The following is a 13,495-nucleotide window of genomic DNA, read 5'->3' as shown; positions in this document are numbered from 1 at the left end:
CGGTTGGCGAGGGGCGGGACTGAACTTCTGTCATGCAAAGTTCATAAAGGGCTGCTAACGCAAAAAAATCAGCAACGGCACGGGCCGTTGCTGATCGGTGTTGCGGGTCGTTGAAAGCCTGGGTTACAGCGGACGACCGATGGCGTTGCAGACGCTGGTGTTACCGATGCCTTGAGCGCTGGAAGCGGTGGCGAAGGTGTCACGCACGGCTTTTTTCCAGTTGGCTGGCAACGGCACGAAGCGGTTGTTGTTGATGGCGGTGTCGTTGTTGATCAGGTTGCCGTAGTGGCGGTTGAAGAACGCACGGACCTGGGTGGTCTGGGTGGCGTCGGCGTAGCACTGGCTGAAGATCACGTTAGTGAAGCCCAGGATCGGGTAGCCGCTGGACGGGTAAGCGAAAGTCGCCGGGCCGCTGGCGGTAGCCGCGAAGACCGGTACCCAGTTGTCCTGGTTGGTCGCGTCGATGAACGAACCATCAGCACGGGCTTCGGTTGGCGCAGGGATCTGGCTGATGGCGGTGGAAACGTTGGCAGGCGCAGGCGAAACACCGCCCACTTTGGCAACTTTGGTGGCGTCATCCAGACCGGCCAGGGTGGTCGCCGCGTAGTCCGGGCTCATGTAGGTGATCGCGCCATCTTGCGCGTTCAGCGCGGTCATTACGCCTTGGCTGCCGGTGGCTGCCACTGCGCCAGCAGGCAAGCCTGCACCGTAGCTGGACGAAAAGGTGGTGGTCACGGCGAACGGCTGCGTCTCAGCGCACTTGGCGTTGAGGAAGCGGGTGAACAGCTCGGTGGTACCGCTGGACTCGCTGCGGTAGATCACTTTGATCGCGCCGGTGCGACCCGAACCCGTGATCTGGCTCCAGTCGGTCAAGCGGCCCGAAAACACGCCGCACAGCTGGTTCACGCTCAGATCAACCGCGTTGGCACCGGCCTTGTTGAACGGAATGGCAACCGAAGTGGCCACCGAAGGCGCCTGGATCAATTTGCCCCAGGTCGGTTGCTTGTTGGTTTTGTAAGCCAACAGTTCGGCCGCGGTCAGCTTGGAATCGCTGCCTGCCCAGTGCACGTTCTTGTTGGTCACGCCAGCCACGAACTTGGTGTAGTCGTTGTTCAGGAACGCCGACTTGCCGTTGCCGCTGCCCACGCCGATGTAGGCGGCGAAGCCAGTGGTGAGGACGCCGGAGGTCTGGTAAAGCGGCTGTGGCAGGGTTGCGCCGCCGCCGTTGATGTCAGCCATTGCAGCCTGGGCCGAGCACAGTGCAGCGAGGGTCATGGATACCGCGAGAACGTTGCGCTTAAACATGAAGAATCTCCTTTCGTCGTGTTTGTACGTTTGGGGTAGATGGCTCTTGCATGACGCCATGGCTTCGGTCCCAAGGCCGTGATGCGGGGGTGGCCGGGGGGTGAAAACCATGGAGAGAAAGTCGCAGTTTCCGATGACAGATGTAGGAAAAAACCTCGGGAGGAAGCACTTGATTTTAAAAAGATTCTCGGGTGTTTTGGTCATGGTTTTGAGCGGTTTGGCGGCAGATGACAGCGAGGTTTCAGCGTGGGTTTCGTCAAGGCGGCGCGGGCTGTGACAAGGGGCGTGGATATGACGGAATGAGGAACCCGAGGTTGGGGTCTGGCGATATTGGCCCGGCCCAAAAATCAACTGAACAGAAAAGGTCCAATGTGGGAGGGGGCTTCTGTGGTGAGCGGGCTTGCCCCGCTCACCACAAGAGCCTCGTTTGCTAAGGTTATGTTTTCACCAAAGCCCCCCTCCCACATTTTTTACAGCGTGTCGTCAGGTGACGAGTTGGTTGATCTCGATGATCGGCAACAGCACCGCCATCACAATCACCAGCACCACGGCGCCCATGACCACGATCATCAGCGGCTCCAGCAACGCGGTCATGCCCATGGCGCGCCGTTCGATATCCCGCGACAGGGTTTGCGCCGCACGCTCCAGCATCGGCGGCAGCGAGCCGGTTTTTTCGCCGCTGGCGATCAGGTGGATCAGCACCGGCGGAAAGACTTTCTCCACAGCCAGCGCCGGCGCCAGGTTGACGCCTTCACGCACCTTGGCGGTGGCATCGTTGACGCACTGGCTCAGGCGCTCGTTGGACAAGGTCTGCCGCGCCGCCTCCAGCGCCCGCAACAACGGCACGCCGGCACCGCCGAGGATTGCCAGGGTCGAGGCAAACCGTGCCGTGTTCAGGCCCAGCACAAAGCGCCCGATCAGCGGCAGGCGCAGCACGCGGCTGTGCCAATTCAAGCGCGCCACCGGGTTGCGCAGGTACAGGCGCCAGCTCCAGAAACCGCCGACGATCCCGGCAAAACACAGCCAGCCCCAGGCGCGGATAAAGTCGCTGGCGTTGAGCATCGCCAGGGTCAGGCCCGGCAGGTCCTGGCGCGCCTGGGAAAACGCGCTGACCACCTGGGGCACCACGTAACTCAGCAAAAAAATCACAATGCCGATGGACACCAGCCCCACCACACCGGGGTAGATAAATGCAGTGAGGATCTTGCCGCGCAGGTTGTTGCGTTCCTCGATGTAGTCGGCCAGGCGCTCCATCACCTGGGCGAGGTCACCGGATTCCTCCCCCGCCGCGATCAAGGCGCGGTAGATCGACGGGAAATCCCGTGGCCGCGCCGCCAGCGCATCCGCCAGGCGCATGCCGCCGCGCACGTCGCCACGCACGGCCGCCAACGTCTGGGCGATGTGCTTTTTCTCGGCCTGCTCCACCGTGGCACTCAGCGCCGCCTCCAGCGGCAGGCTGGCGCCGAGCAGGCTCGCCAGTTGCCGCGTGGCCCAGGCCAGGTCGTTGTCCGACAGCTTGGCGGCGAACAGGCTGCTGCCGGCGGTGGTTTGCTGATGGCCTTCGACCTGCACCAACAGCGCGGTCAGGCCACGGCTGCGCAGTACGGCAAACGCCCCGCTCTGGCTGTCGGCCTCCAGGTGCCCGGCCTCGACGTTGCCGTTGGCGTCGGCGGCTTCATAGCGATAGCGATTCATCAGGCGTCCCGTGTCACGCGCAGGATTTCTTCGGGGGCGGTGGCGCCGCTGCGTACCCAGCGCTCACCGTCCTCACGCATGCTGAACATCCCGGCCCGGCGCGCGGCGAGGCGCAAATCCTGCTCGCCGGCGCCCTGGTGGATCAGGCTGCGCACATCGTCGTCTACGCAAAACAACTCATGGATACCGGTGCGGCCGCTGTAACCGACCTGGTTGCAATGTGAACATCCCACCGGACGCCAGGTGCCCGGCGAGGCCGGGTCTTCCTGCTTGCAATGGGGGCACAGGCGCCGCACCAACCGTTGGGCCAATACTCCCAGCAATGACGATGCCAACAGAAACGGCTCGACCCCCATATCGATCAAGCGATTGACCGCCGACACCGCGTCATTGGTGTGCAAGGTGGCCAGCACCAAGTGCCCGGTGAGCGAGGCCTGCACGGCGATCTGCGCGGTTTCCAGGTCGCGGATTTCACCGATCATGATGATGTCCGGGTCCTGGCGCAGGATCGCCCGCAATGCCAGCGCGAAGGTCATGTCGATCTTGGCGTTGACCTGGATCTGGCTGATGCCCGGCAAGTCATATTCCACCGGGTCTTCAACGGTGAGGATATTGCTGGTGCTCGCATCCAGCCGCGCCAACGCCGCGTAGAGGCTGGTGGTCTTGCCACTGCCAGTGGGCCCGGTGACCAGCACGATGCCGTGGGGCTGGCGGATCAACGTATCGAGGCGCGCCAGCAACTGCGCTTCCATGCCCAGGGTTTCCAACTGCAAACGCCCGGCCTGCTTGTCGAGCAGGCGCATCACCACCCGCTCGCCATGCCCGGTGGGCACCGTCGACACCCGAATATCAATCGGCCGCCCGGCCACCCGCAAGGCGATACGCCCATCCTGGGGCAGGCGTTTTTCGGCGATATCGAGCTGGGCCATGATCTTGATCCGCGACACCAACGCACCGTGCAGCGCTTTGCGCGGCGACACCACATCGCGCAGCGTGCCGTCGACGCGATAGCGCACCACGGAATGGGTTTCGTAGGGTTCGATGTGGATATCACTGGCCTCATCGCGGGCGGCCTGGGTGAGCAAGGCGTTGATCATGCGGATCACCGGCGCACCGTCCTGGGTGTCGAGCAGATCGGTGATTTCGGGCATGTCCTGCATCAGACGGTCGAGGTCCACCTCGTTCTCGGCAGCACCGACCACAGCGGCGGCGCTGCCCGTGTCGGCATAAGCGCTGGCGAGCAGGCCGTCGAGTTCGTCGTCGCGTACCTGCTCAATCGGCGACTCGCCAAACTGGCGCTGGACTTCACTGATGGACCAGCCGGGGGTTGAAGGGCAGACGGTGAGCAGCATGCCTTCGTCGCCGGGGCGCAACAGGATGCGCTGGGATTTGGCCCAGGCGTAGGGCAGCAGGCTCATACCAGCCTCCCCCAGTAAAATGCGGTCAAAATGTGGGAGGGGGCTTGCCCCCGATGAGGGAGTGTCAGTTGGCAAATTTTTAACTGACCCACCGCCATCGGGGGCAAGCCCCCTCCCACATTTAGTTCTGTGTACAGCAGGCTCATGGCCGTGTCCCTGCCGGAATCGCCTTCTCCACCGAAGGCAACTGCGGCGCCTGCACATCCGGCATCGCCCAACTATGCTCCGGCTGCAAGCCACCTTGAGCCCGGCGCATATAGTCATAGCGATTCAACGTAATCGCCCGCCCCGCCCCACTGTCACGGATGATGTAAGGCCGCAAGAACACCATCAGGTTGGTCTTGCTCACACTGCGCTTCTCATTGCGAAACAACGCCCCCAGCCCCGGAATGCTCGACAGCCACGGCACTGCGTCATTGCTCTGGCTATAACCATCCTGCAGCAAGCCACCCAGCACCATGATCTGCCCGTCATCCAACAGAATGCTGGTATCAATCGCCCGCTTGTTAGTCACCGTCCCCGCGGCCACCGACGCCCGGGAATCCACGCTGCTGACTTCCTGATAGATATCCAGCTTCACCGTGCCGCCCTCGGAAATCTGCGGGCGCACGTTCAACTTGAGCCCCACTTCTTCACGCTGCACGGTCTGGAACGGGTTGTTGCTGGTGCCCCCGCCGCCGGTGACATAGCTGCCGGTGACAAACGGAATCGTCTGCCCCACAAAAATGCTCGCCGCTTCGTTGTCCAGGGTCAGCAGGTTGGGCGTGGACAGCACGTTGGTGCCGCCCTTGCTCTTCAAGGCGCGGGCCAGCACCTTGAGGTCGAGCACCTTGCCGATCCCTGGAATATCCACGGTGCCGTTGACCAGGCCGATGTTCAGGCCCTTGGGCAATACATCAATGCTGGTGGGACTGGCGGGTGTGCCGTTCAAGCCGCTGCCGCCGAGGTTGACCCCACCAAACCCGCCGCTGCCTGCCAGGTTGCCGGCCTGCCATTGCACGCCGAACTCGGTAGCGTCGTCCTCACCCACTTCCACGATCAGGCTTTCGATCACCACCTGGGCGCGGCGCTGGTCGAGCATGTCGATCACTTCGCGCAGGTTGCGGTACAGCGGGTCCGGCGCGGAGATCAACAAGGTGTTAGTGGTGGCGTCGGCCTGGATGGTCACGCCGCCGGCGCTGAACGCGGTGTCCTGGTCCTTGGACGGGCTGCCGGTAGCTTGGGGGTCCTGGCCATAGCTCGATTGCACGCCGCTACCGGTGGGCGTGCCGCTGCTGTTCTGCGCGTTGCTGGCCGGGGTGGTGGTCTGGCCGTTGCCGCCCATGGCACTGAGTTTGCCGCGCGCCTCGTCGCTGACGCCGGAATCGCTCTCGCCGGTCAATAACCCGCGCAGCGACTGGGCCAGCTTGCCCGCCTGGGCGTTGCGCAAGTACACCACGTGCATATTGCTGGGGTTACTCTGGGCGTTGTCGAGCTTGTAGATCAGGTTGCGCGCCAGCTCGGTGCGCTCGGGGCTGCCGGAGCGAATGATGATCGAGTTGGAACGCGGATCGCCGATCACATTGATCTTCTGGGTCTGGTCGGCGCCCTGGGTTTCGAGCAGTTCGGCGACCATGGCGGCGATGTCGACAGCAATGCCGTTCTGGATCTGCACCACGTCGGTGTCGATGGCGCTGGGGGTGTCGATGCCACTGATGATCTGTGCAACCCGCGCCAGGTTTTCCGCATAGTCGGTGATGACGATGCTGTTGTTGCCGGGGTAAGCGTTGATCGGGTTGTTCGGCGACACAATGGGGCGCAGCACCGGGATCAGGTTCACCGCGTTTTCGTATTGCAGGCGGAAGGTGCGGGTCTGCATGCCACTGCTGCCAGCGCTGTAGATCGGCCCGCCGAGCAACTTGGCATCGGCCTCCGGCACCACCTGGGCCACGCCGCCTACATCCACCACGCTAAAGCCCTGCATGCGCAACGCGGCCAGCAGCATGTCGTAGGCCTGATGCGCGGGGACCTGGCCTTCGCTGACCAGGGTCAGGTTGCCCTTCACACGCGGGTCCACCAGAAATTGCTGGCCGGTGGCACGGGACAGTGCGCGCACCACCGCCTGGATATCGGCGTCGACGAAGTTGAGTTGCACCGGTTGGTCGCCCAACGGGTTACGCGCCTTGACCGTCGCCGGGGCCTGGCCACGGGCGCTGTTGGTCACCCGATGCTGCACGGCGGGCTTGGGGACAAGTTCGCGCTGGCGATCCAGCACGCTATCGCCGCTGCGGCGCGTGTCGGCCAACGGCTGGCCGAGTTCGCTGTCCACCAGCAACGGCTTGGCTGCCTCCTGGCTGCTGCATGCACTGAGCGCCAGCAACAGCAGTGGCGCGGCCATACGAAAAGGGGGGACTGACCACTTCATGAAGCTTCCTTAGCGCCAAGCGCCTGATCCATGCGAACGGTCCCGGACACAGTGCCGGCCGAGGTGTCGACGGCGTCCGGGGCACGTTGCAAACGCGCCTCGGACACTTCCAGAGAAAATGAACGGGGATTGCCCAGCAACCAGCCCACCACGGCGTCGGCCGGAGCGTTGTCGAAGGTCAGGCGCCAACCGCCGGCGTCCAGCGCCTGCAACTGGTAATGGCCTTGCAGACCGGCGCTGTCCAGGGCCTGGCGCAGCGCCGCCTCGTCGGCGGGCCGAGGCGCGGTGACATCCTGCAACAGCACCTGCAAGGCGGCGGCCTGGGCGCGCAGCTTGGGGGTTTCGGCTTGCCAATAGTCGATCTTCTTCAACGCGGGCTGGACCAGCACCAGCCAGGTCAACAGGCTCGCCAGCACCAGGCCGACGCCCACCAGCATGCGTTTTTCACGCAGGGCCAGGCCGTTCCAGAACACCTGGGTCTGGCCGCGCATGCGGCGCCATTTATTCATCGCCGGCTCCCGGTTTTTCTGCGACCTGCGCAGGGGCAATGCTCCAGCCATGGTCGTCCCGCGTGGCGGCAAACCCTGCCTGCGCCAAGGCCGCCTGCCACTCGCCCTCGGCGGCCGGGCTACGGCTGTCGGCCAGCAACGCCAGTTGCAAGCGTCCGTGTTCGAAGGTCAGGGTGTCGACGCTGCCCACCATGAACGGCAACTGGCTGCCCACCAGTTGCAGCAGGCTGGGAAAGCGTTGGCCGGGATCGGCGGCGGCGCCGGTCTGGCGTGCCGTCAGTTGCTGGCGGGCCTGCTGCAACGGATTGAGCACCACCGGCAACTCGGGAAACGCCTGGCGTACCTGCTGACTCATCAACGCTTTGAGCCGCAAGCCTTCGTCCGCCTGACGGGCGGCATACAGATTGAGGCCAACCGTCCAGACCAGCGCAGCCAGCGCGACACAGGCCAGCGCCCGGCCCCAGCCACCCTTGGAGCCTTCGCGCAGGCGTGCGTGCAAACCCCAGGCGGGCACGGCACCGGCCCAACGTTGCGCAGCGTCCACCAGCGGCATATCGAGGGCCTGCAACCCCAGCGGGTGCACCGCCGCTTGTTGCAGGCTGTCGCGAGTCAACAAACAGCCTTCGTCCAGCGCCGCTGCGCCCACGGGCAAAGCGTAGGGCGCCGGGTACAGCCCGCGCAGTTTGAGTTGCGCCAGCGCCAGGACCTGACCGAGCCGCTCCAGCCCGGCCTTGGGCACCCAGCCAACCTGCACACGGCCGTCGCTTTCCCGGGGGCCGTGGGCCACGTGCATCTGCTCCACCGGGCCGAGGATCAACGCCTGGGCCGCGCAGGCCACGGCGGCCTGGGTTTTGGCGGCGGGCAATGGCGGCAATTCAAGGCTCGTCAGCAGGCTGTCGCGGGGGTGCAGAAAACAGTCCACCGCGTGGCGGCCCTTGCCCAATTGCGCCAGGCTTTCATGACCTTCGCGGACCACCGCGCCACCCTCCAGCCAGGCCCATTTCACCCGACTGTCGACCCTCAATTCAGCCAGCGGCGGCAAGGCAATGCGCAAGCGTTTCATACGCCCACCCGCGACCAGATCACCTGGGGCCGGCGACTCTCCGGACGGTGCAGCAGCGCATCAAGGGTCACCCGCCGTTGCGCCTGCCGCGCCTGGCCCTGCAGGCGAAACCACTCGCTGGTGATGCCCACCTGCACCGTGTCCACCGCCACCTGCGGCAAGTGCAGACGGTTGACGAAATCCCCCCGGTTGATAAACCAGTGCCCGCCGTCACGTTCAGCCACCAGCGCCTGGGCCTGGGACAGGCTCAGTTGCGGCACCACGGCGCTGAGCACTTCGGCGCGGGCGGTGTTGCCGTTGACCCAGGTGACGTCGGGCAGCACGCTGATATAGGTCTGCAGGCGCTGCACGACCTCGGGGTCGAGGCCTTCGATACCACTCAAGTCATCCAGGCTGCGCAGCATCGGGTATCTGGCGGGCGTGTCGAGTTGCTCATAGGACGCGATCACGCGCTGGCTGATGCGCCGGCTCACGGCCGGGTCAACGCCGATCAGGCGGCACAGGCGTTCGAAGCTCTGCACTTGCTCGACATCCACCCGCTGACGATTGACCAGGTTGCGCAGGTTGAACTTGCCCTGCTCGTCTTCAACCCGGCCTTCGAACGCACCGCCCTGGGCACTGGCCCACGGCTGGTCCAGGCGGGTCAGCACGTCTTTCTGGCGCGCTTCCCACAGCATCTGCCGGCTGCGCTCAAGGCCGCCTTGCAACAGCCACTGGCCCTGGATGCGCATCTGCTCGGCTTCCAGGCTGCGGGTAAACACGCTCTGGCGCGTGAGCATGGCTCCGGCGATCACCGCCACCACGGCGGCGATCAGCAGCGCGCTGATAATCGCCATGCCGCGCTGCTTCACCACTGGGGGCGAATACCGTTTCATGGCGCGCCTTACAACTGCCAGGAGCCAATATCGGCATTCACACCATCGCCATCCGGCTGGCCATCGGCGCCGAGGGAAAACACATCGACTTCGCCGTTGGCGCCCGGATTGAGGTAGTGGTACGGGTGGCCCCACGGGTCATTCGGCAAACGGTCGAGGTAGGCGCGCCAGCTGGTGTTCTTGGCATCCGCCGGGCGCTCCACCAGCACTTTCAGGCCCTGGTTCATGTTCGGGTAGGTGCCGTGGTCGAGGCGGTAGAGTTTCAGCGCCTGCATCAAGCCGCCGATGTCTTGCCTGGCCGCCGTGGCCCGCGCCTGGTCCGGCCGGTCAAGCACCTTGGGCACCACCATCGCCGCCAGGATCCCGAGGATGACCACCACCACCATGATCTCGATCAAGGTAAAGCCACGCTGGCCGCGAGGGCCTGGCAATGGGGACGTTAGGCGCGCGATATCCATCTCGACATTCCTTGGGTGAGTGCATTTCGTGGCGCAGTGTTGCAAGAACACATGTCAGTCGTATTGAAAATCCTCGGGAGGTTCGGTCGCCAATCGGTCAACTCGCGGCGCTAGTCTGCGGGCCTGTTTCCAGGCTTTGAGAGCGCCATGTACGGCCATCGCAACGAGCGAGGATTTACCCTGATTGAAGTGCTGGTGGCGCTGGCGATCATTGCCGTGGCCATGGCCGCCGCTGTGCGTGTGGCCGGGTTGATGACCCAGAGCAACGGGCTGTTGCGGGACAAGTCGATGGCGCTGCTGGCGGCGCAAAGTCGCCTGGCGGAAGCCCGGTTGGAGGGCAGTCTGCGCAGCGGCAAGCAGACCATCGAGTGCGACCAGGGCCGCCTGAAACTGCGCTGCGAGCAGACCGTCAGCGCCGATGGCCCGCTGTTTAAGATCACCGTCCTGGTGCTCGACGCCAGTCGCGAAGCGCCGCCCCTGGCGCGCCTTGCCACTCAGGTCATGGCCGAGTGAGGCGCGGCAATGCGGGAGCGTCCGGCAGCTTGTCGAGGTTGACGCGCAGTTTCTCGCCGCCCCGTTCAATCTCCACACCATCGCCTTCGATGGCCGTCAGCCGCACGCCGGGGCTCAGGCGCTCACCCAATAGAAAGCTGCGCGGCGGGCCGTCGTTGAGGCTGAGGATCGCCACCGCACCGCGCGCGCCGGCGAGCACGCCAGTGACCTTGACCTGCAACGCCGTCGGCGTATTGGAAAACCATTGCAGCGCCGGGTTATCACTGCGCGCAGCCAGGGCCTGCGGGGTGGCCTGGGGCGTATGGGATTGCGCGGAGGTGAGTAACAGTGGCGTCCACACTACCCCGCCGGCCAAGGCCGCCAGCAGCGCGCCGATCTGCACGCCCTGGGCGGGGGAAAATCGCAGGGAAAAAGCCATGGGTGGGACCTCCTGTTTGTCCGAGTCTCCAGCGTACAGGCCAATTCGCACGTTTTTATTTCACAACCTCGCCAGTTCAGCAGGTGCCCCGCGATGAAACAACACGGCTTCACCCTGATCGAGCTGATGGTCGTGCTGGTGATCATCGGCATTGCCAGTGCCGCCATCAGCCTGAGCATCAAGCCCGACCCGCTGCACCTGCTGCGCAAAGACGCCGAGCGCCTGAGCCAGCTGTTGCAAGTGGCCCAGGCCGAAGCCCGCGCCGACGGCCGCCCGATTACCTGGCGCGCCGATGCCAAGGGGTTTCGCTTCAATCGTCGCAGTGAGGACGGAATGGGCATGGAGGCGTTCAAGGGCGATGCCCAATTGCGCCCACGTCTATGGGAGAGCCCGTCGATGCAGATCAACATCGAACCCAGGCAGACCCTGGTACTCGATGCCGAGTGGATCACCCCTCCCGTGCGCGTGGTGCTGTCCGACGGGCAACACAGCCTCAGCCTGCAACGGGATGCCGCCGGTTTGATGCGTGTGGTGAGCCTGCCATGAAGCGCGCTGAACAAGGTTTTACGCTGATCGAAGTGATGGTCGCGATCATGCTCATGGCGGTAGTCAGCCTGATCGCCTGGCGCGGGTTGGACAGCGTGACCCGTGCCGATCATCACCTGCAGGCGAGCACGGAACAGACTGAGGCCATGTTGCGCGTACTGAACCAACTGCAACGGGACATCAGCCTCAGGGCCAGTGTGGAACTGACTATGCCGAAAGACGGCGCCGATGGGTTGGCTGGCGTTTCCGTTCGCAGCTCCGACAGCAAAGGGTTTCAGTTGGACGTGATCCGCAGTGCCCCCGTGGCAGGCGATGGCTTGCAGCGGGTGCGCTGGTGGCTCAAGGGCGACAGCCTGTATCGCGCCGCCGCGCCGGCGCGGGATCGGTTTCCGTTACCGGCGGCCAAGGATGGGGTCGTGGTGTTGACCGGGGTCAGCGATTTGCAGGTGCGGGTGTGGGAGGCGGACAAAGGCTGGCGCCAGTTGAGTGGGAATCGGCGGGCGGATCCGCTGGGGTTGGAGATTCGGTTGGTCAGGCAGACGGCGCAGGGGGTGGAGCGGTATCGGCAGGTGCTGGGGCCTTTGCGGGTGGGGGGCGACTGAGATCAAAAGCCAGCGCCGATGCTGGCTGACATCTGTCTGATGTATGGAGATCCAAATGTGGGAGGGGCGGTGCGACGATTCCCCTTGTCCCGATGAGCATGGGTATCTACACAACTCTGTGGTGAGCGGGCTTGTCCCGCGCTGGGCTGCGCAGCAGCCCTAAAAGGTCACCGCAGCGTGCCAGAATCAATCGAGGTGAAAGTTTGGGGCCGCTTCGCAGCCCAGCGCGGGACAAGCCCGCTCACCACAACAGCCTATTTGCCATAGATTCACCATCCATTGAAAGATGTGTAGATACGCATGCCTCGATGAGGGAGTGTCAGTTGAGGGACTGTCATAAATTTTGTGTTCGGGCATAACATGTTGATAGAGGTGCATGTATGCCGACCAAAAAGAAACCGGCCCGTGAGGCCCCGCGAGACCTTCCATCCATTCCCCAAGAGCTGATCGACCAGTTCGTCAGCGGCCCGATGAGTGCCGAAGCCATTCAGGATGCCTCGATGGCGTTCAAAAAGGCGCTGATCGAGCGAGCTCTTGGTGCCGAGTTGGGCCACCACCTTGGCTATCCTCAGGGCGCGGAGCGCCCTGAGGAGTCGAGTAACCAGCGCAACGGCAAGAGCGGAAAAACGGTGCTAACCGATGACGGTCCGCTGCGTTTGGACATTCCCAGAGACCGTGATGGAAGCTTTGCTCCGATTCTGATCCCCAAACACGAACGGCGTTTTACCGGCTTCGATGACAAGATTATCGCGATGTATGCCCGAGGCATGACGGTTCGCGAAATCCGGGCGTTTCTCTCTGAACAGTACGGAACAGACGTCTCTCACGATTTCATCAGCTCCGTCACTGACGCAGTGTTGGAGGAGGTTACCGCCTGGCAACAGCGACCGCTTGAACCGATGTACCCGGTAATTTTCTTCGATGCATTGCGAGTCAAAATTCGCGACGAAGGCTTGGTTCGCAACAAAGCGATCTACTTGGCACTGGGAGTATTGCCGGACGGAACGCGAGATATTCTGGGCATTTGGATTGAAACAACCGAAGGCGCCAAATTTTGGATGAAGGTCTTTAACGACCTGAAAACCCGAGGCGTCGAAGACGTCTTGATCGCCGTAACTGACGGTCTCAAAGGCATGCCCGAAGCGCTGAGTGCTGTGTTTCCTGAGACGACGTTGCAGACCTGCATCGTCCACCTGATCCGTAACAGCCTCGATTACGCCCCGTGGGATAAGCGCCGTGAGCTGGCCAAGGCACTGAAACCGATCTATCAAGCACTCAATGCTGACGCCGCAGAACAAGCGCTACTGGCTTTCGAAGCCGGGCCTTGGGGTAAGCAATATCCGACAGTCGTATCAGCTTGGAAACGTGCTTGGGATCGAGTTATCCCGTTCTTCGTGTTTCCCCCGGCGATACGCAAAGTGATCTACACAACCAATGCCATCGAGAGTATCAATGCCCAGTTGCGCAAGGTCATCAAGACGCGAGGCCACTTCCCAACGGATGAGGCCGCGACAAAACTAATCTGGCTGGCATTACGAAATATCACCGCGAACTGGGGCAGTGCAGCTCATGATTGGAAGAACGCAATGAATCAATTTGCGATTCTGTACGGAGATCGATTTATCAGGCCGACCTGGTAAAGATGGCCTGCCTGACGGCAGGCCGTAACCGGCCCGAACACAAAAAATC

13 protein-coding genes are annotated in these 13,495 nt (G+C 63.3%); 4 read left to right on the top strand and 9 right to left on the bottom strand.

Features of this window, described 5'->3' with window-relative positions:
- Positions 1–123: 123 nt before the first annotated feature.
- From AB3G88_RS10920 to gspG, 8 genes are all read right to left on the bottom strand, one after another.
- Positions 124–1,305 (bottom strand): substrate-binding domain-containing protein, encoded by a 1,182-nt coding sequence (locus AB3G88_RS10920; RefSeq protein WP_099584170.1) that lies wholly within the window; start codon positions 1,303–1,305, stop codon positions 124–126.
- A gap of 483 nt (positions 1,306–1,788) precedes the next feature.
- Entirely contained in the window at positions 1,789–3,000 is a 1,212-nt protein-coding gene (gene gspF, locus AB3G88_RS10915) for a type II secretion system inner membrane protein GspF (RefSeq protein WP_099584169.1), read from the bottom strand.
- Positions 3,000–4,418, bottom strand: a complete 1,419-nt coding sequence (gene gspE, locus AB3G88_RS10910) for a type II secretion system ATPase GspE (protein ID WP_480453985.1) — start codon at positions 4,416–4,418, stop codon at positions 3,000–3,002. Before gspE ends, gspF begins: the two co-directional genes overlap by 1 nt.
- 142 nt (positions 4,419–4,560) lie before the next feature.
- The gene (gspD, locus tag AB3G88_RS10905; protein ID WP_480453983.1) at positions 4,561–6,822 is read right to left on the bottom strand and encodes a type II secretion system secretin GspD; all 2,262 of its coding nucleotides are present in this window, start codon (positions 6,820–6,822) and stop codon (positions 4,561–4,563) included.
- Complete coding sequence (gene gspM / locus AB3G88_RS10900; RefSeq protein ID WP_191959997.1) at positions 6,819–7,331, bottom strand: type II secretion system protein M; 513 nt, start codon at positions 7,329–7,331, stop codon at positions 6,819–6,821. Before gspM ends, gspD begins: the two co-directional genes overlap by 4 nt.
- Entirely contained in the window at positions 7,324–8,394 is a 1,071-nt protein-coding gene (gene gspL / locus AB3G88_RS10895) for a type II secretion system protein GspL (RefSeq protein WP_480453981.1), read from the bottom strand. Before gspL ends, gspM begins: the two co-directional genes overlap by 8 nt.
- A complete protein-coding gene (gspK, locus tag AB3G88_RS10890) occupies positions 8,391–9,269 on the bottom strand; it encodes a type II secretion system minor pseudopilin GspK (RefSeq protein ID WP_191948501.1) in 879 nt (292 codons plus the stop codon). Before gspK ends, gspL begins: the two co-directional genes overlap by 4 nt.
- 8 nt (positions 9,270–9,277) lie before the next feature.
- Positions 9,278–9,727 (bottom strand): type II secretion system major pseudopilin GspG, encoded by a 450-nt coding sequence (gspG, locus tag AB3G88_RS10885; protein WP_099586432.1) that lies wholly within the window; start codon positions 9,725–9,727, stop codon positions 9,278–9,280.
- 147 nt (positions 9,728–9,874) lie between these two features.
- On the opposite strand from gspG, the gene gspI reads away from it, so the two are divergent.
- The gene (gene gspI, locus AB3G88_RS10880) at positions 9,875–10,240 is read left to right on the top strand and encodes a type II secretion system minor pseudopilin GspI (RefSeq protein WP_099586431.1); all 366 of its coding nucleotides are present in this window, start codon (positions 9,875–9,877) and stop codon (positions 10,238–10,240) included.
- Here gspI and AB3G88_RS10875 read toward each other — a convergent pair.
- Positions 10,227–10,658 carry a type II secretion system protein N gene (locus tag AB3G88_RS10875; protein WP_480453979.1) on the bottom strand — a complete coding sequence of 144 codons (432 nt, stop codon included), beginning with the start codon at positions 10,656–10,658 and terminating at the stop codon, positions 10,227–10,229. The genes gspI and AB3G88_RS10875 overlap by 14 nt on opposite strands.
- Positions 10,659–10,751: 93 nt before the next feature.
- Between AB3G88_RS10875 and gspH the strand changes: the two genes are divergently transcribed.
- The 3 genes from gspH (at position 10,752) to AB3G88_RS10860 (ending at position 13,446) form a co-directional block, all read left to right on the top strand.
- Complete coding sequence (gene gspH, locus AB3G88_RS10870) at positions 10,752–11,204, top strand: type II secretion system minor pseudopilin GspH (protein ID WP_480453978.1); 453 nt, start codon at positions 10,752–10,754, stop codon at positions 11,202–11,204.
- The gene (locus AB3G88_RS10865; protein ID WP_480453976.1) at positions 11,201–11,806 is read left to right on the top strand and encodes a type II secretion system protein GspJ; all 606 of its coding nucleotides are present in this window, start codon (positions 11,201–11,203) and stop codon (positions 11,804–11,806) included. The genes gspH and AB3G88_RS10865 overlap by 4 nt, the downstream gene beginning before the upstream one ends.
- A 380-nt stretch (positions 11,807–12,186) precedes the next feature.
- Positions 12,187–13,446 (top strand): IS256 family transposase, encoded by a 1,260-nt coding sequence (locus AB3G88_RS10860; RefSeq protein WP_015372597.1) that lies wholly within the window; start codon positions 12,187–12,189, stop codon positions 13,444–13,446.
- The last annotated feature ends 49 nt before the right edge of the window (positions 13,447–13,495 follow it).

The organism is Pseudomonas arvensis (assembly GCF_056688935.1).
Note: the sequence above shows the minus strand (reverse complement) of the source record. Positions and strands in the feature narration are given on the sequence as shown.

What these genes read in the sequence shown, in the direction of transcription:
- AB3G88_RS10920 (WP_099584170.1), bottom strand. Translation starts at nt 1,305, where the DNA reads ATGTTTAAGCGCAACGTTCTCGCGGTATCCATGACCCTCGCTGCACTG.
- gspF (WP_099584169.1), bottom strand. Translation starts at nt 3,000, where the DNA reads ATGAATCGCTATCGCTATGAAGCCGCCGACGCCAACGGCAACGTCGAG.
- gspE (WP_480453985.1), bottom strand. Translation starts at nt 4,418, where the DNA reads ATGAGCCTGCTGCCCTACGCCTGGGCCAAATCCCAGCGCATCCTGTTG.
- gspD (WP_480453983.1), bottom strand. Translation starts at nt 6,822, where the DNA reads ATGAAGTGGTCAGTCCCCCCTTTTCGTATGGCCGCGCCACTGCTGTTG.
- gspM (WP_191959997.1), bottom strand. Translation starts at nt 7,331, where the DNA reads ATGAATAAATGGCGCCGCATGCGCGGCCAGACCCAGGTGTTCTGGAAC.
- gspL (WP_480453981.1), bottom strand. Translation starts at nt 8,394, where the DNA reads ATGAAACGCTTGCGCATTGCCTTGCCGCCGCTGGCTGAATTGAGGGTC.
- gspK (WP_191948501.1), bottom strand. Translation starts at nt 9,269, where the DNA reads ATGAAACGGTATTCGCCCCCAGTGGTGAAGCAGCGCGGCATGGCGATT.
- gspG (WP_099586432.1), bottom strand. Translation starts at nt 9,727, where the DNA reads ATGGATATCGCGCGCCTAACGTCCCCATTGCCAGGCCCTCGCGGCCAG.
- gspI (WP_099586431.1), top strand. Translation starts at nt 9,875, where the DNA reads ATGTACGGCCATCGCAACGAGCGAGGATTTACCCTGATTGAAGTGCTG.
- AB3G88_RS10875 (WP_480453979.1), bottom strand. Translation starts at nt 10,658, where the DNA reads ATGGCTTTTTCCCTGCGATTTTCCCCCGCCCAGGGCGTGCAGATCGGC.
- gspH (WP_480453978.1), top strand. Translation starts at nt 10,752, where the DNA reads ATGAAACAACACGGCTTCACCCTGATCGAGCTGATGGTCGTGCTGGTG.
- AB3G88_RS10865 (WP_480453976.1), top strand. Translation starts at nt 11,201, where the DNA reads ATGAAGCGCGCTGAACAAGGTTTTACGCTGATCGAAGTGATGGTCGCG.
- AB3G88_RS10860 (WP_015372597.1), top strand. Translation starts at nt 12,187, where the DNA reads ATGCCGACCAAAAAGAAACCGGCCCGTGAGGCCCCGCGAGACCTTCCA.